Origin of the sequence: Pantoea sp. SM3640 (assembly GCF_015654165.1) — a bacterium.
Lineage (GTDB): Bacteria > Pseudomonadota > Gammaproteobacteria > Enterobacterales > Enterobacteriaceae > Pantoea > Pantoea vagans.
Map to the genome: position 1 here is coordinate 3597516 of NZ_CP064872.1, position 21994 is coordinate 3619509.

Here is a 21994-nt window from a genome sequence, read left to right on the forward strand (position 1 = left end):
GTTATTTTTTACTTTGGCATGACTTATCAGGGACACACAGTGCGCCGACTTCCTCTGCTGCTCGCTTGCCTGCTGCTGCAGGCCTGTACACAAACGCAAAAAGGTCTTGAACAGACCCTGCTGCTCGCGGTTAACGGTCCGGATGACGTGACCGTCACCGATCAACAGGTCAACAATCTTCCCTATGCCAGTCTCTATGCTCGTCTGAATGACGGTCCGCGCATTTTTGTGGTGCTGGGCTACAGCGAGAAGGGGCAGCAGAAATGGGTGACGCAGGATCAGGCGATGCTGGTGACACAGCACGGCCGCCTGGTTAAAACCCTGGGCTTACCGGATAACCTGCTGAGCGTCAGCAATCTGCAACAGGATCCGCTTGCTGACAGCCTGCATATCAGCAATGGCGCAGGCTGGACCCGCATCGTGCAGTGGACCGAGCAGGGCAAGGTTCGCGGCGCGACCGTGCGTTCCACCTTCCAGCGCGGCACCGACGAAGTGCTGACCGTGGCGGGCAACCGTATCCCGTGCCGTGTCTGGCATGAGCAGGTAAGCATCGACAGCAGTAACCGCGAGTGGGAAAACACCTTCTGGATCGACAACAGCAGCGGTGATGTGGTGCAGGCCCATCAGATGCTGGCGGCCGATGCCTTCCCTGTCGATATCACTATTCTGAAGCCGGCGAAATCATGAAAAAAATCACTATTTTGCTGGCCGGGCTGAGCCTGCTCAGCGCCGCAGAAGCGCAGGCGACTGCGCAGGTTATCGTTCATGCACCGCACAACGGCGGTCAGGCTGAGCTGAGCCAGATCGCGGATCTCTCACAGTTGGCGACACTGCCTCCGCTGCAGGCCAACACGGACTGGCGCCGTACCGTTATTGCCGAGCGCGGTGCCAGCGCAGTCGCACAGCAGCAATATCAACAGACGCTGGGTGCTTTACGTGCCTGGCGTGCTGACAGCAGCGGCGATCGGGCGGCGGCTATTGATGAGGTCATCCGCCAGATGAGCGCCATCAACGTGACAGGTCGTCAGTTCACCCCGCTTGACCCGGACTGGATCCGTCTCCATCCGGCGGACAACCGTCGACTTGAAGGCAGCTATGACCTCTGGCTGCAGACGCCATCCGATTCAGTGCTGCTGCTCGGCGCACTAAGCGGCGCAGGCAAAGTGAGCTGGCAGCCGGGTAAATCAGTACGCGACTATCTGGAGGGACACCCGTCACTCTCCGGCGCAGAACGCAATTTTGTCACGGTGATTGCGCCTTCCGGCGCCACACAGCAGGTGCCGGTTGCTTACTGGAATCATCGCCACGCGGAAGTGGAGCCAGGCAGCGTTATCTGGCTCGGCTTTTCCTCATGGAGCCTGCCAGGCAGCTATGAAGATCTGAACGATCGCATTCTTTCCGTACTGACTCACCGGATACCAGACTGATGAAAAAACGTTATCTCTTCAGCCTGTTGGCTGTTTCCGTGGCGGCAGCCTGTCAGGCGCAGGCCGACACCTTCCCCGCGCCGGTGGGCCCGTCACAATCTGATTTCGGTGGTGTGGGCCTGATGCAGGTGCCGACGGCGCGCATGGCCAAAGAAGGCGAGTTCAGCCTCAATGCGCGCGACAACGATCAGTACCGCTATTACTCTGCGTCACTGCAGCTCTTCCCCTGGCTGGAGACGACCGTGCGTTATACCGACGTGCGCACCCGGCAGTACAGTGCAGTGTCAGAATTCAGCGGCACGCAGAGCTATAAGGATAAAGCCTTCGACCTGAAACTGCGTCTGTGGCAGGAAGGCTTCTGGCTGCCGGAAGTGGCGGTGGGAACCCGCGATCTCGGCGGTACCGGCCTGTTTGACAGTGAATATGTGGTGGGAACCAAAGCCTGGGGACCGTTCGACTTCACCCTGGGCCTCGGCTGGGGCTATCTCGGCAACAGCGGCACTGTGAAGAACCCGTTCTGCTCCTATAGCGACAGCTATTGCCAGCGTCCACGGGTGGGCGAAGCGGGTTCCATCAATGGCTCGCAGATGTTCCACGGTCCGACAGCATTTTTCGGCGGCGTGGAGTATCAGACGCCCTGGCAGCCGCTGCGTCTCAAGATGGAGTATGAGGGCAACGACTACCAGAATGACTTTGCTGGCCGCCTTGATCAGCGCAGCAAGCTCAATGTCGGCGCGATTTATCGTGTGACCGACTGGGCTGACATCAACGCCAGCTACGAGCGCGGCAACACCTTTATGTTTGGTGTCACCATCCGTACCAACTTCAACGATCTGCGTCAGGCGCACATCGACAGCGAGAAGCCGGCCTACAATCCGCAGCCGCAGCCTCAGTTGCTGGAACCGACGGTAGTCGGGACTCAGCTGACCGATCTGAAATACAACGCTGGTCTTGATGGTCCGCGGATTCAGACTCAGGGCCACACGTTGTATGTGTCAGGCGAGCAGACGAAGTATCGTGATACCCGTGAAGGGGTGGATCGCGCTAACCGCATCATCATGAACCACTTGCCGGACGGCATCGACACCATCAATGTGACCGAGTCGCGCTTTAACATGCCGCAGGTGACCACTGAAACGAAAGTTGCCAGTCTGCGTAACGATCTGGAAGGCTACCCGCTCGGCCACGAACAGCCGCTGCAACAGACCCGCAAAGAACCGGTCGATCCGGGTAATACCGAGCAGGGGATGTTCATCCGCCAGGATCGCCTGAACTACAGCCTGTCACCAGTGCTGAATCAGTCGGTGGGCGGCCCCGAAAGCTTCTACATGTATCAGGTTGGCGTGATGGCCAGCGCGGATTACTGGCTGACGGATCACCTGCTGGTGGGCGGCAGTCTGTTTGGTAACCTCGCCAACAACTACGATAAGTTCAACTACAACGGCGCACCGGCGGACTCTTCGCTGCCGCGCGTGCGTACCCATATCCGCGACTACGTTGAGAACAACGTCTACGTCAACGATCTGCAGGCGAACTATATGGGCCACCTCGGTAACGGCTTCTATGGTCAGGTCTACGGCGGCTATCTGGAGACGATGTACGGCGGCGTGGGCGGCGAGTTGCTTTATCGTCCGGTCGATGCGAACTGGGCGGTGGGCGTCGATGCCAACTACGTCCGTCAGCGTGACTGGGACAATATGATGCAGTTTAACCGCTACAAAGCGTCAACGGGCAACCTGACCGGTTACTGGCGTCCGTGGTTCATGCAGGATGTGCTGGTGAAAACCAGCGTCGGTCAGTATCTGGCAAAAGATAAAGGCGTGACGGTCGATGTGTCGAAGCGCTTCGACAGCGGCGTGATGGTCGGTGTTTATGCCACCAAAACCAACGTGTCGTCTGAAGAGTATGGCGAAGGCGACTTCACCAAAGGCTTCTATATCTCTATCCCGATGGATCTGTTCACCGTGACGCCAACACGCGGTCGCGCGCAGGTGAACTGGGTGCCGCTGACGCGTGATGGCGGTCAGATGCTGGGTCGTAAGTACCAGCTGTATGATCTGACGTCGGATCGCGACGCTCGCTTCAACTAAGCAGAGGCGGCCTCCGGGCCGCTCAACGCTGTTTACAGAAGCAGGCTCAGGGAGCAAACGCCCTGCGTAAAGACGCAAAAACGCCATCCGTGGCATGCTCAGCGCGGGCCATCTGTGGCCCGCGATGCTTTACTCCTGGCGTATGCTCCCATCGCTTTGACTTTGGCACGCGTTTCAGGAAGTCACCTGTATGCATGAGTTGGCTGACAGGCCCGGTCAGGGTGACTCTCAGCAATGAAGAAGCCTGATGCGCAGGGAACACGGGCAGAAGAGGAAAGCGTCCCGCGCCAGGGACGGCGCGGGCCGAGCGGCCAGGGACTAGCTTTAGCGCCTTTCCGATCTGACCGTGTTTCCTGTGCTGGCTCGATATTACAGCTGACCAGTACGGTGCGGCTGATCTCCCTTCAGGCGGCCCTCAGGCCGCTTTTTTTATTTAGTCCGCATCGTAGCCGAGATTGGGTGCCAGCCAACGCTCCACCTCACTCACCGACATCCCTTTGCGTGTCGCATAATCTTCCACCTGATCACGCTTAATCTGCGCCACGGCGAAATAGCGGCTGTCAGGATGGCTGAAATACCAGCCGGACACCGCCGCACCCGGCCACATGGCAAAGGATTCGGTCAGTTTCATGCCGGTCTGCTCTTCAACCGCCAGCAGACGCCAGATGGCAGCTTTTTCAGTGTGATCCGGGCAGGCCGGATAGCCTGGCGCCGGACGTATCCCCTGATAATTTTCGCGAATCAGCTCTTCATTGCTGAGGTTTTCGTTGGGCGCAAAGCCCCAGATCACCTTACGCACCCGCTCGTGCAGGTATTCAGCAAAGGCTTCCGCCAGACGGTCCGCCAGCGCTTTGACCATGATCTTGTTGTAGTCATCGTGCTGACGATCATAGGCCTCCGCCAGCGCATCCTCTTCCAGTCCGCCGGTCACCGCGAACGCGCCAAGGTAATCCACTTTTCCCGCTGACTTCGGGGCAACGAAATCCGCCAGGCAGTAGTTGGCGAAGTCGGTTTTCTCGGTCTGCTGACGTAAGTGATGACTCACACACAAAATTTCATCGCGTCGCTCATCGCGGTAAACATGGATATCATCGCCAACCCGGTTAGCCGGGAAAATACCGACCACGCCACGCGGCTTCAGCAGCGACTCCTCACTTAATCTGTCGAGCATCGCACTGGCATCGGCAAACAGACGCTGCGCTTCTTCACCCACCACCTCATCTTCAAGAATGCGGGGATATTTACCCGCCAGCGACCAGGTCATAAAGAACGGCGTCCAGTCGATGTAGTTGCGTAGCGTCGCAATGCTGGCCTCCACCTGACTGACACCAGCGCGATGCGGTACCGGCGGCGTGTAGCTTTCCCAGTCAATTGAGGTGGCGTTGTGGCGCGCCGCCTGCAGCGGGACCGGCGGCGTGCGTGGCTTTTTACGCGCATGCTGGATGCGAACGGTTTCGTACTCTTTGCGCGTTCGGGCAACGAAGTCGTCTTTCAGCGTGGCGGAGAGCAGCGACGACACCACGCCGACGGTGCGTGAGGCGTTCTGCACATAGACCGTCGGGCCGCTGTAGTGCTGTTCAATTTTGACGGCAGTATGCGCCTTCGAGGTGGTCGCGCCGCCAATCAGCAGCGGTAAGGTAAAGCCCTGCCGCTCCATCTCTTTCGCCATATTGACCATCTCATCCAGCGACGGCGTAATCAGGCCAGACAAGCCGATGATGTCCGCCTTCACTTCACGCGCCGTTTTGAGGATTTTCTCGCCCGGCACCATCACGCCAAGGTCGATAATTTCGTAGTTATTACACTGCAGCACCACGCCGACGATATTCTTGCCGATGTCATGCACGTCGCCTTTAACCGTGGCCAGCACGATTTTACCGTTGCTGCGCCCCGCCTCTTTGCTGGCTTCGATAAACGGCTCCAGATACGCTACCGCCTGCTTCATCACGCGCGCCGATTTCACCACCTGTGGCAGGAACATTTTGCCTTCGCCGAACAGGTCGCCGACCACGTTCATCCCGGACATCAGCGGCCCTTCAATCACCTCTATCGGGCGTGGCACCTGCTGACGCGCCTCTTCGGTATCCTGCTCGATGAACTCCGTGATGCCTTTGACCAGCGAATATTCCAGCCGCTTCACCACGTCCCAGCTGCGCCACTCGGCGAGTTGCTTGTCCTGCGCACCATCACTTTTGCCGCCACGGTATTTTTCCGCCAGCGCCAGCAGCCGCTCAGTGCCATCATCCCGTCGGTTGAGGATCACATCCTCCACCGCCTCGCGCAGTTCTGCCGGTAGATCGTCATAGATGGCCAGCTGGCCTGCGTTGACGATGCCCATATCCATGCCGTTACGGATAGCATAGTAGAGAAACACCGCATGTATCGCTTCACGCACCGGGTCGTTGCCACGGAAGGAAAACGACACGTTTGAGACGCCGCCGGAGATCAGCGCATGGGGCAGTTCACGCTTGATGTCTTCACAGGCACCGATGAAATCCATGGCGTAGTTGTTGTGCTCGTCGATGCCGGTGGCGACCGCAAAGATGTTGGGATCGAAAATGATATCTTCCGGCGGGAAGCCGACCTGTTCGGTCAGAATCCGGTAAGCGCGACGACAGATTTCGATTTTACGGGCGCGGGTATCTGCCTGGCCCACTTCGTCAAACGCCATGACCACCATCGCCGCGCCGTAACGCCGGACCTGGCGCGCATGATGGATAAAGGCCGCTTCCCCCTCTTTCATCGAAATCGAGTTCACAATCCCTTTGCCCTGAATGCACTGCAGCCCTTTCTCAATCACCGCCCATTTCGAGGAGTCGATCATAATCGGCACGCGGGCAATATCCGGTTCGCCCGCAATCAGATTCAGAAACCGCACCATCGCCGCTTCGGCGTCGAGCATTCCTTCATCCATGTTGATGTCGATGATCTGCGCGCCGCTCTGCACCTGCTGCAGTGCCACTTCCAGCGCGTCGTTGTACTTCTCTTCTTTGATCAGCCGCTTAAATTTTGCTGAGCCGGTGACGTTGGTGCGCTCACCGACGTTAACAAACAGCGACTCTGCGGTGACGTTCAGCGGCTCCAGACCGGAGAGGCGACAGGCCACCGGAATCACCGGCAACCTGCGCGGCGCGATGCCGTCAACCGCCGCGACCATGGCCGCAATATGTTGCGGCGTAGTGCCACAGCAGCCGCCAATAATGTTCAGGAAGCCCGAGGTGGCCCATTCACCAATCTGCTCCGCCATCAGTTCTGCATCGAGATCGTATTCGCCAAAGGCGTTCGGCAGTCCGGCGTTGGGATGGGCAGTGACGTAGCCCTCGGCGATGCGCGACAGCTCCGCCACATACTGACGCAGCTCATCCGGCCCCAGCGCGCAGTTCAGGCCAAAAGAGAGCGGTTCGGCATGACGCAACGAGTTGTAAAACGCTTCGGTGGTCTGGCCGGAGAGCGTCCGGCCGGACGCATCGGTGATGGTGCCGGAGATCATCAGCGGCAGTTTCACACCCAGCGCGTCCATCTCGGTCTTCACCGCATAGACAGCCGCTTTGGCATTCAGCGTATCGAACACCGTTTCGATCATGATGAGGTCAGCACCGCCCTCCACCAGCGCACGGGTCGATTCACGGTAGGCTTCCATCAGCTGATTAAAGGTGACGTTGCGATAAGCAGGATCGTTGACGTCGGGTGAGATCGAGCAGGTGCGGTTAGTCGGGCCGAGCACACCCGCAACGTAACGCGGACGATCCGGCGTTTTCGCCGTCCACGCATCGGCGCAGGCGCGCGCCAGCCGGGCTGCTTCGAAATTGATCTCCGCCGACAAGCTTTCCATCTGGTAATCTGCCATCGCAATCGACGTGGCGTTGAAGGTGTTGGTTTCGAGGATATCTGCACCGGCAGCCAGATAAGCGTCGTGGATCTCGCGGATCACCGACGGTTTGCTCAGCACCAGCAGATCGTTGTTGCCTTTGAGATCGCAGGGCCAGTCAGCAAAACGGCTGCCGCGATAATCCTCTTCCGCCAGTCGGTAGCTCTGGATCATGGTGCCCATGCCGCCATCCAACACCATAATGCGTTGTGCGAGCTGCTGATGTAGCGCGTCGATTTTAGTGCTCACTGTTGCCCCATTCACGTCAGTCTGCTGGCGGAAAACCCTGTTTTTCATTCTGGCACAAGCCTGTCTGGCGACAAAGTAACCTCTTCTGCGACAGGTTCCATCCATGGCCATACAGGTCTGACCAGAAAACCAGCGTTTGCAAACGGTGTGATTAAAACGAAAATGATTTCCACAATGCAAAAGGAGAGACAACGATGGCAACGCCCGTTCCTGTTAAGCGCGGTAAGAAACCCCGCGGCACCCCTGTCGCCGCACCGGCGGGCGGTCAGGTTCAATCGCTGACGCGCGGCCTGACGCTGCTGGAGCTGATTGCGGATTCACATGGCAGCGTGGCGCTGACCGAGCTGGCACAGCAGGCGGGCCTGCCTAACTCCACCACGCATCGCCTGCTCAGCACCATGCAACAGCAGGGCTTTGTCCGTCAGGTGGGCGATCTCGGGCTGTGGACAATTGGCGCACACGCCTTTGTGGTCGGCAGCAGTTTCCTGCAAAGCCGGAATCTGCTGGCGCTGGTCCACCCGGTGCTGCGCAGCCTGATGGAGCAGTCCGGTGAGACGGTGAATCTGGCGGTGCTGGATCTCAGCGACCACCAGGCGGTGATCATTGATCAGGTACAGTGCACCCAGCTGATGAGGATGTCTGCGCCGATTGGCGGCAAACTGCCGATGCACGCGTCAGGCGCAGGCAAAGCCTTTCTGGCCCATCTGGGTGATGAGCAGGTCACCGCCCTGCTGCATCAGAAAGGATTGCATTACTACACGCCGAAAACCCTGATGTCGCCACAGAGTCTGAAAGAGAATCTGGCGCAGGTGCGCAAAGCGGGTTTTTCGCTGGATGATGAAGAGCATGCGCTCGGACTGCGCTGTGTCGCCGCGCCCATTTATGATGAACATGGCGAGGCGTTTGCCGCTCTTTCGATTTCCGGCCCCATCGCGCGCATGACAGACGATCGGATTACGGAATTAGGTGCGCTGGTCATCCGCGAAGCGCGTCAGGTTACGCTGGCGTATAGCGGCCGTTGACCGTCTCCGCCGCATAGCAGACGCTGAAACGCTGCGTCTGCCGCCAGGCGATCACCTCCTCCACATGACCCAGGGCGAGGCGTTGCTGCTGCGCGCGCCACCAGCGGGCGTCGAATATCTCGGGATGCAGTTGCAGCAGCAAGGCACCGGTCGCGGCTTCACTGCATAACGCATAGCGGAAGGTTTCCGGGAAGACATCGTCCGGCCCGACGCTGTACCACGGTTCGGCGCTGAGTTCATCCTCCTCATAGCGCGCCGCGGGCACCTCGCGAAAATTCAGCTCCTGCATCGGGCGGATCTCATCGTAGTCGTAGAAAATCACGCGCCCATGGCGGGTTATGCCGAAGTTTTTAAACAGCATGTCGCCAGGAAAGATGTTGGCGGCTGCCAGCTGTTTAATGGCATTACCATACTCCTCAATGGCGTGTCGTCGCTCAGCGTCGCTGGCCTGAGCCAGATAGAGATTAAGCGGCTGCATACGACGCTCCAGCCACAGGTGACGGATGACCAGGCGATCGCCTTCGATATGCAGCTTCTCTGCCACGCAGGCGTGAAGTTCCGCCAGCAGCGCCGGTGAGATACGCGACAGTGGCAGCGCAAACTGCTCGAACGCCTGCGTATCCGCCATCCGTCCCACGCGATCGTGCTCTTTGACCTGCTGATAACAGGCGCGGACCTGCGCTTCCGTCACCTCTTTTTGCGGTGCGAAGCGATCCTTTATTACCTTGAACACCCAGTCAAAGCCCGGCAGCGTGAAGACCAGCATCACCATGCCGCGCACGCCAGGCGCGATCTCAAAAGCGGTGTCACTCTCTGCCAGCGCCTGAAGATATTCACGATAGCTTTCAGTTTTACCGTGCTTCTGACAGCCAATCGCCATATAGCGCTCCGCCAGGGTTTTACCGGGCAGAATCGGTTGCAGCCAGGCGACCAGCGCTGCAGGCACCGGGGCATACACCATGAAATAGGCACGGGCAAAACCAAACACAATGCTGGCGTCATTCACATCAGTCAGGCAGGTGTCGATCCACAGTTCGCCAGCTTCCGTGCGCTGGATCGGCAGCAGACAGGGAAAAATGCCTTCCGGCAGCTGCAGGCGCGCCACCAGCCAGGCGGTTTTGTTGCGATAGAAGAGTTCACTGTTGACCTCCAGCCAGCCCTGATCAAGCCGGGGGAAATGCGACGCCAGATGGCGGACAATCCACCCGACATCACGCGCGCGGTGCTGCCAGGGCAGCGTCAGCGGTAAATCTCCCAGCACCTGATCCACCAATGCCTGCCAGCCCCGCTCCGGCTGATAATGGCGCGACAACGGTCGCAAAGGTGTCACCGGCGCAGTCTGGGCCTGAGAGCTGAAAATAAACAGCCGGTCCGGCTGCAGGTCGGTATGTCCATGCAACCGGCAGTAAACCGAGTTAAAGAAGCTTTCAGCAATTTCATGCCGGGGATAGCCGGGCAGCAGGCTTTGATAGTGTTCCTTGACCCGCAGCCAGAAAATCTCATCCCAGCTGGCCGCGCCATTCAGCACCCGCAGTTGATCGGCGACAAGACTGACGTGATGATCATAGAGATGAATGCGGGCCTTCATCGCATGCTGCACTGCCTGCCATTCTGCCTGCTCGAACCGCTGCTGCGCCCCGGCGGTAATATCCAGAAAACGGCCATACTGAGCATCAAAACCCTGCAGGATAGTGTGGGCGATCAGGGATTCACGTGGCGGCATAGTCAGCTCCGGTCAATGCCCGCCCGCGTGGTGCGGGCGGGGAATCCGTCATAGGAGAAGCGTCAGAACTGATGCTCTTCGGTCGAACCGGTGAGCGCGGTGACCGAAGACTTACCGCCCTGAATGATGTTGGTCACCTGATCGAAATAGCCGGTGCCCACTTCCTGCTGATGTGACGAGAAGCTGTAACCGCGATCGCGGGCGGCGAACTCAGGCTGCTGCACCTTTTCCACGTAGTGACGCATGCCTTCGCCCTGGGCATAGGCATGCGCCAGATCGAACATGTTGAACCACATGCTGTGGATGCCCGCCAGCGTGATGAACTGGAAGCGATAGCCCATGTCGCTGAGCGCCTGCTGGAACTTCGCGATGGTGCGGTCGTCGAGGTTCTTCTTCCAGTTGAACGATGGCGAGCAGTTGTAGGCCAACAGTTTGCCGGGGAAGCGCGCATGGATGGCATCGGCAAAGCGCTGCGCCATCGCCAGATCCGGCGTTGAGGTTTCACACCACAGGATGTCAGCATAAGGGGCATAAGCCAGCCCGCGACTGATCGCCTGTTCAATGCCAGCGTGTGTGCGGAAGAAGCCTTCTGCCGTCCGGTCGCCACGGATAAAGGGACGATCGTATTCATCGCAGTCTGAGGTAATCAGGTCCGCGGCGTCGGCATCGGTGCGGGCCAGCAGTACCGTTGGCACGCCCATGACATCCGCAGCCAGCCGCGCCGCCACCAGTTTCTGAATCGCTTCCTGAGTCGGTACCAGCACTTTGCCGCCCATGTGACCGCATTTTTTTACCGCCGCCAGCTGATCTTCGAAGTGAACCGCAGCCGCGCCCGCCTGAATCATCGCCTTCATCAGCTCATACGCATTGAGTACGCCGCCAAAACCGGCTTCCGCATCAGCGACAATCGGCAGAAAGAAATCGGTGTATCGGCTGTCACCCTTTTCGATACCGCTGGACCACTGAATCTGATCGGCGCGCTGAAAGGTCTGATTGATGCGCGTCACCACTTCCGGCACCGAGTTCACCGGGTAAAGCGACTGATCGGGATACATCTGCCCCGCTACGTTGGCATCCGCAGCCACCTGCCAGCCAGAAAGGTAAATTGCTTCAATGCCCGCTTTGGCCTGCTGCAGTGCCTGCCCGCCGCTGAGCGCCCCCAGACTGTTGATATACCCTTTCTTCGCTTCGCCGTTCAGCAGCGCCCATAACTTCTCCGCACCGCGCTCTGCCAGCGTACAGGCGGGCAGGACCGAGCCGCGCAGATTGACGACCTCTGCGGCGCTATAAGGTCGGGTAATGCCCTCCCAGCGTGCGGTCTGCCAGAGTTGTTCCAGTTGATCGATCTGTTGAGTACGTGTCATGGCAATAGCTCCTCTGTTCAGGGGATCAGGCGGTAGCCTGGCAGGGTAAGAAAGGAAACCAGCTCGCGCTCGGTGGTGATCTGCGCCATCAGCTGCGCCGCGTCATCATAGCGACCGGCACTAAAGCGGGCTTCACCCAGCGCGTTTTGCAGCAGATGCAGCTCTTCGTTCAGCCAGCGCAGAAACAGTTCGGCCGTGACCCGCTGGCCACTGTTCAGCATTTGCTGGTGACGAATCCATTGCCAGATTGAGGTGCGTGCAATCTCAGCGGTAGCGGCATCCTCCATCAGCCCGTCAATCGGCACACAGCCGTTACCGCTGATCCAGGCTTCAAGGTATTGCAGGGCGACGCGGATGTTGGCGCGCATCCCCGCTTCGGTGCGCTCACCCTGACAGGGTGCGAGTAATTGCTCCGCCGTGATCGGGGCATCTTCTTCACGCATGACATGCAGCTGATTCGGCCGGTCGTCCAGCGCAGCATCGAAGACCGCCATAGCGGTATCTGCCAGGCCCGGATGCGCAATCCATGTGCCGTCATGCCCGTTGCCCGCCTCCCGTTGTTTATCTTCCGTCACGCGCTGCAGCACCCAGGCATTGCGCGTCGGATCTTTAGCGGGGATCAGCGCTGACATACCGCCCATCGCGAATGCTCCCCGGCGATGACAGGTTTTAATCAGCAGACGCGAGTAAGCATCCAGAAACGGCTGAGACATGGTGACGGACTGGCGATCCGGCAGGACGCGATCCGGATGCTGTTTCAGGGTTTTGATGTAGCTGAAGATGTAATCCCAGCGGCCACAGTTGAGTCCAACGATGTGATCGCGCAGATTCCACAGGATCTCATCCATCTGAAACACGGCGGGTAAGGTTTCAATCAGCACTGTTGCTTTGATCGTGCCGCGCGGCAGATCGAACTGATCCTCGCTGAAGCTGAAGATCTCACGCCACCATGCGATCTCCTGCCAGCTCTCGGTCTTAGGCAGATAGAAGTAAGGTCCGCTGCCCTTAGCCAGCAAAGGCCGGACGTTGTGGAAGAAATAGAGTGCGAAATCAAACAGCCCGCCCGGAATCGCCTCACCCTGCCAGCTGACATGTTTTTCTGACAGATGCAGGCCGCGAACCCGGCACATCAGCACCGCTGGATTAGCGCCGAGCTGATAAATTTTGCCCGTGTCGCTGGTGTAACTCAGGGTGCCCTGCACCGCTTCGCGCAGTGTCAGCTGCCCGTCAATCTGTTTTGACCACTCCGGTGACAGCGAATCCTCAAAGTCGGCCATAAAAACTTTTGCGTTTGCGTTCAGGGCATTAATCACCATTTTTCGCTCGGGTGGCCCCGTGATCTCGACCCGACGATCTTCTAAGTCTGCCGGAATGGATTGAATACGCCATTCGCTGGCTCTTATGGAAGCGGTTTCCATATCGAAGTCTGGCAGATAGCCCTGGTCATATTGCTGCTGACGCTGCTGGCGATCTGATAACAGCACGTCGCGTTGCGGTGCAAAGCGCGCAACCAGCGCCTCCAGAAAAGAGACGGCCTCGAGGGTTAATAACTGCTGTTCGGCATGGTTAAAGGGCTGGCTGAAAGAGAGGATATGGCTGATCACTGAGTCTGTCATGCTGGTTTTCTCCTGTATTCAAAGGATCGAATGCAGCGGATCCACACGGTGTTCGTTTTGTGAGCGACAGGATCAGAGCATAAGCATTTATTTTTCTAAATCAAAAACTATTTCCATTTTTGTATATAAATTATTCTATCCCGATGTTTTACATGCAATTAAAGTTATTTTTATTAAAGGAACGGATTTCATTAGCGTTTTACAGACGAAAAAAAACCGTGTTGCCTTTGGCTAACACGGTTCAGTTGATCGTCAGGTGGGACTATTCCAGCGTTGGATTCATGCGGCGCAGATCGAACGGAGTGATCTGGTAAACATAGTAGTTGAGCCAGTTCGAGAACAGCAGATTGCCGTGACTTCGCCAGGTGGCGCGCGGTGGCAGAGCCGGATTATCCTGCGGGAAGTAGTTATACGGAACTTCCGGGCTGACTCCCGCTTCATAATCGCGATGATACTCACCCGACAACGTCAGCGCATCATACTCCGGGTGACCGGTAACAAACACCAGACGTTTGTCTTTACTCGCCATCAGATAGGCGCCGGTTTGTTCCGATTCAGCAAACAGCTCAAGATCGGTGTAATCCGTTATCAGCTGAGTAGGAAAATCAGCATAGCGTGAGTGTGGCGCAAGGAAATTATCATCAAAACCCCGGGTCAGTAACGCATGGGGATGCAGAATCTGGTGCTCATAGACGCCAGACAGCTTGTTATGCCGGGTTTGCTTGGGAATGCCATACAGAATATTAAGCGCAGCCTGCACGGCCCAGCAGACAAACAGGGTGGAGGTGACATGCTCATTGGCCCAGTGCAGTACGCGCTGAATCTGGGGCCAGTAGGCGACATCATTAAAATCAACCAGTCCCAGTGGTGCACCTGTCACGATTAAGCCATCGTAGTTGTCGTGCTGGATATCTTCAAAATTGCAGTAGAAATTGTTGAGGTGCTCAGTGGGCGTATTACGTGACTCGCGGCTGTCGATGCGCAGCAGCTGAATATCGATCTGCAAGGGCGAGTTGGAAAGCAGACGCAGAAACTGATTCTCCGTTTCGATCTTTTTCGGCATCAGATTCAGTATGAGCACTTTAAGCGGTCGGATCTCCTGAACACTGGCGCGCGACGATGTCATGACAAAGACATTTTCGTCACGCAAAAAATTCACTGCCGGTAATTCGTCGGGAACCCTGATTGGCATAGCCTGCTCACCTCTCGCAACCATATAAACGTTTAGACATCTGGATGCCCAACATTAGCCTGATCGTTGTAAGATGTCGAGGTTTCATGCAGAAAATGAAAATGTTTCAGCTTAAAGTGGCAAACAACAGACGTAAAAAAGCCCCGCACTCGCGTGCGGGGCTTCTTCACTTATTTGATGCCTGGCAGTTCCCTACTCTCGCATGGGGAGACCCCACACTACCATCGGCGCTACGGCGTTTCACTTCTGAGTTCGGCATGGGGTCAGGTGGGACCACCGCGCTAAAGCCGCCAGGCAAATTCTGTCTCCGCGCCGCCACAGGGGGCCGCGCAGAATATCCGGTAACAAGGCTGAAAATCGTGTCTCTCAAAAACGCCTCTGGCGTTGTAAGGTTAAGCCTCACGGGTCATTAGTACCGGTTAGCTCAACGCATCGCTGCGCTTACACACCCGGCCTATCAACGTCGTAGTCTTCAACGTCCCTTCAGGACCCTCAAGGGGTCAGGGAGAACTCATCTCGGGGCAAGTTTCGTGCTTAGATGCTTTCAGCACTTATCTTTTCCGCACTTAGCTACCGGGCAATGCCATTGGCATGACAACCCGAACACCAGTGGTGCGTTCACTCCGGTCCTCTCGTACTAGGAGCAACCCCCCTCAATTCTCCAGCGCCCACGGCAGATAGGGACCGAACTGTCTCACGACGTTCTAAACCCAGCTCGCGTACCACTTTAAACGGCGAACAGCCGTACCCTTGGGACCTACTTCAGCCCCAGGATGTGATGAGCCGACATCGAGGTGCCAAACACCGCCGTCGATATGAACTCTTGGGCGGTATCAGCCTGTTATCCCCGGAGTACCTTTTATCCGTTGAGCGATGGCCCTTCCATTCAGAACCACCGGATCACTATGACCTGCTTTCGCACCTGCTCGAGCCGTCACTCTCGCAGTCAAGCCAGCTTATGCCATTGCACTAACCTCACGATGTCCGACCGTGATTAGCTGACCTTCGTGCTCCTCCGTTACTCTTTAGGAGGAGACCGCCCCAGTCAAACTACCCACCAGACACTGTCCGCAGCCCGGATCACGGGCCTACGTTAGAACATCAAACATTAAAGGGTGGTATTTCAAGGTTGGCTCCACGCAGACTGGCGTCCGCGCTTCAAAGCCTCCCACCTATCCTACACATCAAGGCTCAATGTTCAGTGTCAAGCTGTAGTAAAGGTTCACGGGGTCTTTCCGTCTTGCCGCGGGTACACTGCATCTTCACAGCGAGTTCAATTTCACTGAGTCTCGGGTGGAGACAGCCTGGCCATCATTACGCCATTCGTGCAGGTCGGAACTTACCCGACAAGGAATTTCGCTACCTTAGGACCGTTATAGTTACGGCCGCCGTTTACCGGGGCTTCGATCAAGAGCTTCTCCTTGCGGATAACCCCATCAATTAACCTTCCGGCACCGGGCAGGCGTCACACCGTATACGTCCACTTTCGTGTTTGCACAGTGCTGTGTTTTTAATAAACAGTTGCAGCCAGCTGGTATCTTCGACTGGCTTCGGCTCGGGGAGTAAATCCCTCCACCTACGCGCCAGCGTGCCTTCTCCCGAAGTTACGGCACCATTTTGCCTAGTTCCTTCACCCGAGTTCTCTCAAGCGCCTTGGTATTCTCTACCTGACCACCTGTGTCGGTTTGGGGTACGATTCTGTGTTACCTGATGCTTAGAGGCTTTTCCTGGAAGCAGGGCATTTATCACTTCAGCACCGTAGTGCCTCGTCGTCACGCCTCAGCGTTGATAAGGGACCGGATTTACCTGGACCCTCCGCCTACACGCTTAAACCGGGACAACCGTCGCCCGGCTGATATAGCCTTCTCCGTCCCCCCTTCGCAGTAACACCGAGTACAGGAATATTAACCTGTTTCCCATCGACTACGCCTTTCGGCCTCGCCTTAGGGGTCGACTCACCCTGCTCCGATTAACGTTGAACAGGAACCCTTGGTCTTCCGGCGAGCGGGCTTTTCACCCGCTTTATCGTTACTTATGTCAGCATTCGCACTTCTGATACCTCCAGCATGCCTCACAGCACACCTTCAACGGCTTACAGAACGCTCCCCTACCCAACAACGCCTAAGCGTCGCTGCCGCAGCTTCGGTGCATGGTTTAGCCCCGTTACATCTTCCGCGCAGGCCGACTCGACCAGTGAGCTATTACGCTTTCTTTAAATGATGGCTGCTTCTAAGCCAACATCCTGGCTGTCTGTGCCTTCCCACATCGTTTCCCACTTAACCATGACTTTGGGACCTTAGCTGGCGGTCTGGGTTGTTTCCCTCTTCACGACGGACGTTAGCACCCGCCGTGTGTCTCCCGTGATAACATTCCTCGGTATTCGCAGTTTGCATCGGGTTGGTAAGCCGGGATGGCCCCCTAGCCGAAACAGTGCTCTACCCCCGAGGATGAGTTCACGAGGCGCTACCTAAATAGCTTTCGGGGAGAACCAGCTATCTCCCGGTTTGATTGGCCTTTCACCCCCAGCCACAGGTCATCCGCTAATTTTTCAACATTAGTCGGTTCGGTCCTCCAGTTAGTGTTACCCAACCTTCAACCTGCCCATGGCTAGATCACCGGGTTTCGGGTCTATACCCTGCAACTTAACGCCCAGTTAAGACTCGGTTTCCCTGCGGCTCCCCTATACGGTTAACCTTGCTACAGAATATAAGTCGCTGACCCATTATACAAAAGGTACGCAGTCACCCCCATAAAGAAGGCTCCCACTGCTTGTACGTACACGGTTTCAGGTTCTGTTTCACTCCCCTCGCCGGGGTTCTTTTCGCCTTTCCCTCACGGTACTGGTTCACTATCGGTCAGTCAGGAGTATTTAGCCTTGGAGGATGGTCCCCCCATATTCAGACAGGATACCACGTGTCCCGCCTTACTCATCGAGCTCACAGCACGTGTGCTTTTGTGTACGGGAGTATCACCCTGTACCCTGCGACTTTCCAGACGCTTCCACTAACACACATGCTGATTCAGGCTCTGGGCTGCTCCCCGTTCGCTCGCCGCTACTGGGGGAATCTCGGTTGATTTCTTTTCCTCGGGGTACTTAGATGTTTCAGTTCCCCCGGTTCGCCTTGCAGCACTATGTATTCATGCTGCAATGATGCACAGAGTGCACCGGGTTTCCCCATTCGGACATCGACGGCTGTAGCGGTTCATATCACCTTACCGTCGCTTTACGCAGATTAGCACGTCCTTCATCGCCTCTGACTGCCTGGGCATCCACCGTGTACGCTTAGTCGCTTAACCTCACAACCCACAGGCGTTTTTCAACGCTGCGAGCTGCAAGCATTTGAGAGACTCGAACGCATCGTATTTTTCATTCTTATTACGGAGAATGAAAACGACACGTCGTTTCAATTTTCAGCTTGTTCCGGATTGTTAAAGAGCAATATCTTAAACATGACTCGTAAGTCATCTTTAAGATATGTGGGTAACATCTTTCACCTGTCACCAAGCTTTGGCGTCCCCTAGGGGATTCGAACCCCTGTTACCGCCGTGAAAGGGCGGTGTCCTGGGCCTCTAGACGAAGGGGACAATTAAGTCTGTCTTCGAAAGACACTTTGCTCGTTATTTTCTATCAGACAATCTGTGTGGACACTGCGCCGGAAGGTATCTTCAGGTAAGGAGGTGATCCAACCGCAGGTTCCCCTACGGTTACCTTGTTACGACTTCACCCCAGTCATGAATCACAAAGTGGTAAGCGCCCTCCCGAAGGTTAAGCTACCTACTTCTTTTGCAACCCACTCCCATGGTGTGACGGGCGGTGTGTACAAGGCCCGGGAACGTATTCACCGTGGCATTCTGATCCACGATTACTAGCGATTCCGACTTCACGGAGTCGAGTTGCAGACTCCGATCCGGACTACGACGCACTTTGTGAGGTCCGCTTGCTCTCGCGAGGTCGCTTCTCTTTGTATGCGCCATTGTAGCACGTGTGTAGCCCTACTCGTAAGGGCCATGATGACTTGACGTCATCCCCACCTTCCTCCGGTTTATCACCGGCAGTCTCCTTTGAGTTCCCGACCGAATCGCTGGCAACAAAGGATAAGGGTTGCGCTCGTTGCGGGACTTAACCCAACATTTCACAACACGAGCTGACGACAGCCATGCAGCACCTGTCTCACGGTTCCCGAAGGCACTAAGGCATCTCTGCCGAATTCCGTGGATGTCAAGAGTAGGTAAGGTTCTTCGCGTTGCATCGAATTAAACCACATGCTCCACCGCTTGTGCGGGCCCCCGTCAATTCATTTGAGTTTTAACCTTGCGGCCGTACTCCCCAGGCGGTCGACTTAACGCGTTAGCTCCGGAAGCCACTCCTCAAGGGAACAACCTCCAAGTCGACATCGTTTACGGCGTGGACTACCAGGGTATCTAATCCTGTTTGCTCCCCACGCTTTCGCACCTGAGCGTCAGTCTTTGTCCAGGGGGCCGCCTTCGCCACCGGTATTCCTCCAGATCTCTACGCATTTCACCGCTACACCTGGAATTCTACCCCCCTCTACAAGACTCAAGCCTGCCAGTTTCAAATGCAGTTCCCAGGTTAAGCCCGGGGATTTCACATCTGACTTAACAGACCGCCTGCGTGCGCTTTACGCCCAGTAATTCCGATTAACGCTTGCACCCTCCGTATTACCGCGGCTGCTGGCACGGAGTTAGCCGGTGCTTCTTCTGCGGGTAACGTCAATCGACGCGGTTATTAACCGCACCGCCTTCCTCCCCGCTGAAAGTACTTTACAACCCGAAGGCCTTCTTCATACACGCGGCATGGCTGCATCAGGCTTGCGCCCATTGTGCAATATTCCCCACTGCTGCCTCCCGTAGGAGTCTGGACCGTGTCTCAGTTCCAGTGTGGCTGGTCATCCTCTCAGACCAGCTAGGGATCGTCGCCTAGGTGGGCCATTACCCCGCCTACTAGCTAATCCCATCTGGGTTCATCCGATAGTGAGAGGCCCGAAGGTCCCCCTCTTTGGTCTTGCGACGTTATGCGGTATTAGCCACCGTTTCCAGTGGTTATCCCCCTCTATCGGGCAGATCCCCAGACATTACTCACCCGTCCGCCACTCGTCACCCAAGGAGCAAGCTCCTCTGTGCTACCGTCCGACTTGCATGTGTTAGGCCTGCCGCCAGCGTTCAATCTGAGCCATGATCAAACTCTTCAATTTAAGTTTGATTTGCTTAAACAAGTTAAGCGGTGCTCATCTGTAAAACGTCATAATGAATTTCATTATGTGTTCACTCGTGAGGCTTTGATATTTTGTTGCGTCCTAAGACGCTGATATCAATCCTGCGAGTGCCCACACAGATTGTCTGATAAATTGTTAAAGAGCAGTGCGAACAGTGCGTTAGCGTCCTGTCGCGAGGTGGCGTATATTACGCTTTCCTCCTGCAGAGTCAACCTCTTTCTCAGAAGTTTTTCTCCGGCGGCGCAGTCTCCTGTGCCTCTCAGCCCGTTTCCCGTTGCCGGTGTTCCGTGTTGATGGATGCGCATTATAGGGAGTTCGCACAGAGGCGCAACCCATAAAATGCATAAAAAAGCGCGTTCGCTGCATTCCACAGCAAAAGCCGCTGTTATACGCAGTTACGCACAATGTTATCCACACAGAGCGGGCTAATCAAATTTAGGCGAGCATCACGCAAACGTTTTCGCTACAATGCCGGGCAATATTCCGGACCCCCTTATCGGGGCGTTACCTGAGGTTTTTGATCTTTTCTTCTTATATAGAAGAGAAAACCGCGATAAAACCTGATGTAACGCTCTTATATACGCGAAACAAAGCCAAGGGATAAACCACCATGCAACAACCTCGTCCTGTACGCCGCGCATTGCTCAGTGTCTCTGACAAAGCCGGTATCCTCGAATTTGCTCAGGCGCTCTCCCATCGCGGTGTCGAACTGCTCTCCACAGGTGGAACCGCTCGCCTGCTGGCGGATGCGGGCCTGGCTGTCACTGAAGTCTCTGACTACACCGGTTTTCCGGAAATGATGGATGGACGCGTCAAAACCCTGCATCCGAAAGTGCATGGCGGCATTTTAGGTCGTCGCGGCCAGGATGATGCCATCATGGCACAGCACGACATCAGCCCAATCGACATGGTGGTCGTTAACCTCTATCCCTTTGCACAGACGGTCGCCCGTGAAGGATGTTCACTGGAAGATGCGGTGGAAAACATCGATATCGGTGGCCCGACCATGGTGCGCTCTGCTGCCAAGAACCATAAAGATGTCGCCATTGTGGTCAGCAGCGGCGACTACGACGCCATCATTGCTGAAATGGACGCTCACGAGAACGCGCTGACGCTTGAGACCCGTTTCGATCTGGCCATTAAAGCGTTCGAACACACCGCCGCGTATGACAGCATGATCGCTAACTACTTCGGTACCCTGGTGCCTGCCTATCACGGTGAACGCAACCAGCCCGCCGGCCGTTTCCCACGGACGCTCAATCTGAACTTCATCAAGAAGCAGGATATGCGTTACGGCGAGAACAGCCATCAGGATGCTGCCTTCTATATAGAAGAGAATATCACTGAAGCCTCAGTAGCGACCGCGCAGCAGGTTCAGGGCAAAGCGCTCTCCTATAACAATATTGCTGACACGGATGCGGCACTGGAGTGTGTGAAAGAGTTCAGTGAACCCGCGTGCGTCATCGTTAAGCATGCCAACCCTTGTGGTGTCGCAACCGGTGACGATCTGCTGGCAGCCTACGAGCGTGCTTACCAGACCGACCCCACTTCCGCGTTTGGCGGCATCATTGCCTTTAACCGCGAGCTGGATGAAGCAACGGCGCAGGCCATTATCAGCCGCCAGTTTGTTGAGGTGATCATCGCGCCCGCCGTTTCTGAAGCCGCGCTGAAAATTACCGCTGCGAAGCAGAATGTCCGTGTCCTGATCTGCGGCCAGTGGCAGAACCGTACCGCCGCGCTGGATTTCAAACGCGTCAACGGCGGCCTGCTGGTCCAAAATCGCGATCTTGGCATGGTGGAAGCCAGCCAGCTGCGTGTCGTCAGCAAGCGCCAGCCAACCGGGCAGGAACTGCGCGATGCACTGTTCTGCTGGAAAGTCGCGAAGTTCGTTAAGTCCAATGCCATTGTCTATGCACGCGACAACATGACTATCGGCATTGGTGCGGGTCAGATGAGCCGCGTCTACTCCGCAAAAATTGCAGGTATTAAAGCAGCTGATGAAGGTCTGGAAGTGAAAGGCTCAGCCATGGCGTCAGATGCCTTCTTCCCGTTCCGCGATGGTATTGATGCTGCCGCCGCGGCAGGCGTGAGCTGCGTTATCCAGCCAGGCGGCTCCATCCGCGATGAAGAAGTGATTGCGGCAGCGGATGAGCATGACATTGCGATGATCTTCACCGACATGCGTCACTTCCGCCATTAATCGATTCGG

10 protein-coding genes, 1 tRNA gene and 3 rRNA genes are annotated in these 21994 nt (G+C 56.4%); 5 read left to right on the forward strand and 9 right to left on the reverse strand.

The annotated features are described in order from the left end of the window. The first annotated feature begins 39 nt into the window (after positions 1-39). The 3 genes from IV493_RS16715 to IV493_RS16725 are packed head-to-tail and all read left to right on the forward strand — an operon-like array spanning position 40 to position 3517. Positions 40-687: a YjbF family lipoprotein gene (locus tag IV493_RS16715; protein WP_013359756.1), complete on the forward strand. Its 648-nt coding sequence runs from the start codon at positions 40-42 to the stop codon at positions 685-687. After that, a complete protein-coding gene (locus IV493_RS16720; RefSeq protein WP_095706371.1) occupies positions 684-1427 on the forward strand; it encodes a capsule biosynthesis GfcC family protein in 744 nt (247 codons plus the stop codon). The genes IV493_RS16715 and IV493_RS16720 overlap by 4 nt, the downstream gene beginning before the upstream one ends. After that, on the forward strand, positions 1427-3517 hold the full coding sequence (locus tag IV493_RS16725; protein ID WP_013359754.1) for a YjbH domain-containing protein: 2091 nt from the start codon (positions 1427-1429) through the stop codon (positions 3515-3517). The genes IV493_RS16720 and IV493_RS16725 overlap by 1 nt, the downstream gene beginning before the upstream one ends. A 433-nt stretch (positions 3518-3950) precedes the next feature. On the opposite strand, the gene metH is transcribed toward IV493_RS16725, so the two are convergent. Next, complete coding sequence (gene metH / locus IV493_RS16730) at positions 3951-7586, reverse strand: methionine synthase (protein ID WP_370584682.1); 3636 nt, start codon at positions 7584-7586, stop codon at positions 3951-3953. A gap of 242 nt (positions 7587-7828) precedes the next feature. On the opposite strand from metH, the gene iclR reads away from it, so the two are divergent. Continuing rightward, positions 7829-8656, forward strand: coding sequence for a glyoxylate bypass operon transcriptional repressor IclR (iclR, locus tag IV493_RS16735; RefSeq protein ID WP_033784456.1), 828 nt, complete (start codon positions 7829-7831; stop codon positions 8654-8656). Here iclR and aceK read toward each other — a convergent pair. The 8 genes from aceK to IV493_RS16775 form a co-directional block, all read right to left on the reverse strand. Next, positions 8631-10379, reverse strand: a complete 1749-nt coding sequence (aceK, locus tag IV493_RS16740; RefSeq protein ID WP_147789994.1) for a bifunctional isocitrate dehydrogenase kinase/phosphatase — start codon at positions 10377-10379, stop codon at positions 8631-8633. The two genes, iclR and aceK, sit on opposite strands and share 26 nt — an antisense overlap. Before the next feature lie 62 nt (positions 10380-10441). Further along, positions 10442-11743 (reverse strand): isocitrate lyase, encoded by a 1302-nt coding sequence (gene aceA / locus IV493_RS16745; protein ID WP_013359750.1) that lies wholly within the window; start codon positions 11741-11743, stop codon positions 10442-10444. 17 nt (positions 11744-11760) lie between these two features. Beyond that, the gene (gene aceB / locus IV493_RS16750) at positions 11761-13359 is read right to left on the reverse strand and encodes a malate synthase A (RefSeq protein WP_195857472.1); all 1599 of its coding nucleotides are present in this window, start codon (positions 13357-13359) and stop codon (positions 11761-11763) included. 262 nt (positions 13360-13621) lie between these two features. Beyond that, positions 13622-14551, reverse strand: a complete 930-nt coding sequence (gene metA, locus IV493_RS16755) for a homoserine O-succinyltransferase (RefSeq protein ID WP_013359748.1) — start codon at positions 14549-14551, stop codon at positions 13622-13624. Between the two features lie 179 nt (positions 14552-14730). After that, positions 14731-14846, reverse strand: a 5S ribosomal RNA gene (gene rrf, locus IV493_RS16760). A gap of 93 nt (positions 14847-14939) precedes the next feature. Next, positions 14940-17848 (reverse strand): 23S ribosomal RNA (locus IV493_RS16765). Positions 17849-18060: 212 nt separating this feature from the next. Next, a tRNA-Glu gene (locus IV493_RS16770) sits at positions 18061-18136 on the reverse strand. 86 nt (positions 18137-18222) lie between these two features. Beyond that, positions 18223-19764, reverse strand: a 16S ribosomal RNA gene (locus IV493_RS16775). The 16S, 23S and 5S rRNA genes sit together here with 1 tRNA gene alongside, the layout of an rRNA operon. Positions 19765-20395: 631 nt before the next feature. Between IV493_RS16775 and purH the strand changes: the two genes are divergently transcribed. Then, positions 20396-21985, forward strand: a complete 1590-nt coding sequence (purH, locus tag IV493_RS16780; protein WP_195857473.1) for a bifunctional phosphoribosylaminoimidazolecarboxamide formyltransferase/IMP cyclohydrolase — start codon at positions 20396-20398, stop codon at positions 21983-21985. The last annotated feature ends 9 nt before the right edge of the window (positions 21986-21994 follow it).

What these genes read in the sequence shown, in the direction of transcription:
- IV493_RS16720 (WP_095706371.1), top strand. Translation starts at nt 684, where the DNA reads ATGAAAAAAATCACTATTTTGCTGGCCGGGCTGAGCCTGCTCAGCGCC.
- IV493_RS16725 (WP_013359754.1), top strand. Translation starts at nt 1,427, where the DNA reads ATGAAAAAACGTTATCTCTTCAGCCTGTTGGCTGTTTCCGTGGCGGCA.
- metH (WP_370584682.1), bottom strand. Translation starts at nt 7,586, where the DNA reads ATGGTGTTGGATGGCGGCATGGGCACCATGATCCAGAGCTACCGACTG.
- iclR (WP_033784456.1), top strand. Translation starts at nt 7,829, where the DNA reads ATGGCAACGCCCGTTCCTGTTAAGCGCGGTAAGAAACCCCGCGGCACC.
- aceK (WP_147789994.1), bottom strand. Translation starts at nt 10,379, where the DNA reads ATGCCGCCACGTGAATCCCTGATCGCCCACACTATCCTGCAGGGTTTT.
- aceA (WP_013359750.1), bottom strand. Translation starts at nt 11,743, where the DNA reads ATGACACGTACTCAACAGATCGATCAACTGGAACAACTCTGGCAGACC.
- aceB (WP_195857472.1), bottom strand. Translation starts at nt 13,359, where the DNA reads ATGACAGACTCAGTGATCAGCCATATCCTCTCTTTCAGCCAGCCCTTT.
- metA (WP_013359748.1), bottom strand. Translation starts at nt 14,551, where the DNA reads ATGCCAATCAGGGTTCCCGACGAATTACCGGCAGTGAATTTTTTGCGT.
- purH (WP_195857473.1), top strand. Translation starts at nt 20,396, where the DNA reads ATGCAACAACCTCGTCCTGTACGCCGCGCATTGCTCAGTGTCTCTGAC.